The organism is Mycobacterium sp. E1715 (assembly GCF_001667625.1).
In the GTDB taxonomy this organism is placed as follows: Bacteria; Actinomycetota; Actinomycetes; order Mycobacteriales; family Mycobacteriaceae; genus Mycobacterium.
Genome location: NZ_LZJJ01000545.1, coordinates 1 through 3,381, shown reverse-complemented (window position 1 = coordinate 3,381; position 3,381 = coordinate 1). Strand labels below are relative to the sequence as shown.

The 3,381-nt window shown below is 70.8% G+C and carries 1 protein-coding gene; it reads right to left on the bottom strand.

Features of this window, described 5'->3' with window-relative positions; all coding sequences use genetic code 11:
- On the bottom strand, positions 1–3,381 hold a 3,381-nt coding region (locus A9X03_RS26700; protein WP_156746690.1), incomplete at both ends, for an amino acid adenylation domain-containing protein.

Genomic DNA, 3,381 nt, shown 5'->3' with positions numbered 1-3,381 from the left:
AGCCAGTCGACGTACTCGTCGATGCCGATGCCGTCGTCGTGCGGGTTCATCACGTGATACGTCTCGAACCCTTCGACGGTCCGGCCACCGAGCGTGGTGATCGCGTCGGCGACGAACTCCACCGGCAGCGCGTCGAAGTGCGAACGGCGCCGGTTGCCCTCGGCGTCCAGCTGGTAGAACGACCGCGGCGCGACGCCGGTGGCCACCAGGCTCAGCACCATCCGGGTGAACATGTCCGACAGGTTGAGTTGGCCGGCGTAGCTGGTGTCGGCGAGGATCATGTCGCAGCGGAACACCGAGATCGGCAGCCCGCACAGGTCGTTGGCCTCGCGCAGCAGCACCTCGCCGGCCCACTTGCTGTTCCCGTAGCCGTTGGAGTAGCCGCCGTCGATGGTCCGGGTCGGGCTGATGACGCGGATGTCGGCGTCTTCGGTGAACGCCGCCGGTTCCACCCCGTCCCCGACGTTCGCCGTCGAGACGTAGGAGTACGGCTTGAGCTTGCCGGTGAGGGCCAGCCGGATCAGCTCGGCGGTGCCGACGACGTTGGGGCCGAACAGCTCGCTGTAGGGCAGCGCGCCGTTGACCAGGGCGGCCGAGTCGACGATCAGGTCGACGGTGTCGGCGAGCCGCCGCCAGATGTGTTCGTCGAGACCAAGATTCGTCGCACCCTTGTCACCGGCGATCACCTCGAGGCGGTCTGCCGCCAATCGGTGGAAGTGGCTCTGCAGCTTCGGGTCACCGCTGTCGAACGTCTTCTCCAGCCGCAGGCGCGCCTCCTCGTCGGAGCCGCCCCGCACCAAGCAGATCAGCTTGCCGCCCACCAACTCGAGCTGCTCGAGCCACTGCAGCGCCAGATAACGCCCCAGGAACCCCGTCGCCCCCGTCAACAGGACCGTCCGCACCTGCGAGCTCGGCCCCGGCAGCGCGGGCGCGGCGCTCAGCGTCGCGGCATCGATGAACCTGTCCAGGGTCAGATCGCTGGCGTAGACCTGCGTGGCATCAGGTCCGTGCACCGAGGCGAAGCCGGGGCCGTATTGGTCGGCGTGCCGGTCCAATTGCTGACTCAGGTTCCGCACCGACGGCGCGTCGAAGACGGCGCGCACCGGCAGATGGACACCCAGGGTGGTGTGGATGGCGGCGACCAGGCGCATCGCCGACAACGAGTCACCGCCGAGGTCGAAGAACGATTCCTCGACCCCTACCCGGTCCGCCCCCAGGACTTCGGCGTAGATGTCGGCCAGCGTCTCCTCGACCGGAGTGGCCGGCGGGCGGTAGCGATCACCGTCGGCGTAGGTCGGTGCCGGCAGCGCGCGCGCGTCGAGTTTGCCGTTCACCGTCAACGGCAGCGTGTCCAGCACCACCACCGCCGCCGGGACCATGTAGGCGGGCAGCCGATCGGCGAGCGCCGCGCGCAGCGTGGCCGGGTCGGCCGCGCCCGTGACGTACCCCACCAGCCGCTTGTCCCCCGCGCGGTCCTCGCGGGCGATCACGGCCGCCTGCTCCACCCCGTCCGATGCGGCCAGGGCCGCCCGCACCTCGCCGAGTTCGACGCGGTGCCCGCGGATCTTGACCTGTTCGTCCGCGCGGCCCAGGTACCGCAGCTGCCCGTCCGGGCCCCAACACACCAGATCCCCGGTGCGATACATCCGGGTGCCGGGTGCCCCGAACGGGCACGCCACGAACCGTGACGCGGTCAGACCCGCCCGGCGCACGTATCCGTACGTCACCCCCGCGCCGGCGACGTACAGCTCGCCGACGACACCGGCGGGCGCTTCGCGCAACCGCCCGTCGAGCACGAACAGTGCCGCCGCCGGCACCGGCGAGCCGATCGGCGGGGTTCCCGACTCGGACGCCAGCGGCGCGCTGATCGCCACGCACATCGTGGTCTCGGTCGGGCCGTAGACGTTGAGCATCGTCCGCCCCGGCGCCCACCGGTCCACCACCTCTTCCGGGCACGCCTCACCGGCCACCACCAGGGCGGCCGAGTCCAGCTCGTCGAGCGGGAGCATCGCCGCCTCCGACGGCGTCTGGGTGAGCACGCCGACCCGTTCGGCGCTCAGCAAAGCGTGCAGGTCTTTCGGGGACCGGGCGGTCGCGTCGGGCACCACCAGCACCCGGCCGCCGTGCAGCAGCGCACCGAAGATCTCCCACACCGACACGTCGAAGACCAGCGAATGGCTCTGCGCCCACACCGCGGCCACCGGCAGGGGCGCGTCGAGGGGGGCGAACAGCTGCGTGACGTTGCGGTGGGCCACGGCCACGCCCTTGGGAGTTCCCGTGGTTCCGGACGTGTAGATGATGTAGGCGATGTCGTCGGCCGTCGGTGCCGCGGGCAACGCGCCACCGGGCTGGGCGCCCAGAGCGGCGTCGTGAACGTCGACGACGGCGAATTCGAACCCGTCCAGCCGCGACCGGAGGTCGGCGGTCGTCAGCGTGGCGGCCGGGGCGGCGTCGGTGAGGATGAACTCGATCCGCGCCGCCGGCAGCGCCGGATCGATCGGCAGGTAGGCCGCCCCGGTCTTGAGCACCGCGAGGATCGCCACGATCGCGTCCGCCGAGCGGTCCATCAGCAGCCCGACGCAATCGCCCGCACCGACCCCGCGCCCTACGAGCAAGTGCGCCAACCGGTTTGCGGCCCGGTCGAGTTGCCGGTAGGTCATCGAGCGGTCCCCGCAGCTGACGGCCGCAGCGCCCGAGTCGCGGGCGACCTGCGCGGCGAACACCTCCAGGATGGACGGCGGGGTCGGCGGTCGGTGCGACACCGCGCGGTTACCCCATTCGTTTAGGCGGGCGCGCTCGTCGGCATCGAGCATGTCGATCGACGACAACGGACGGCCGGGGTCGGCGGTCACGGCCACCAACACCTGGTAGAGGCGCTTGATCAGCGCTTCGATGGTGTCGGCGTCGAACACGTCGGTGCGGAACTCGACCTGGCCGCCGATTCCGGCGGCTTCGCCGGTGTCGTCCCAGTGCTCGCCCAGCGAGAAGGTCATATCCATGCGCGCGGTGTGGGTGTCCACGGGCAACGGGGCGACCCGTAGATCGCCAAGGGTCAGTTCGGCGGGGTCGTTGTTCTGCCATGCCAACATCACCTGCACCAGCGGGTGATGGCTCAGGCTGCGGGCCGGGCGAAGCCGCTCCACCAGCACCTCGAAGGGCACATCCTGGTGCTCGTAGGCGGCCAGGCTGCGCTGCCGCACCTGGGACAACAGCTCGGCCACCGTCGGATCGCCGGCCAGATCGACCCGCAGCACCAGCGTGTTGACGAAGAAGCCCACCACGTCGTCGAGCAGCGGGTCGCGCCGGCCGGCGATCGGGAAGCCCACGGCCACCTCGCTGCTTCCGCTCATGGTCGACAACAGCACCGCCAGCGCGGCCTGG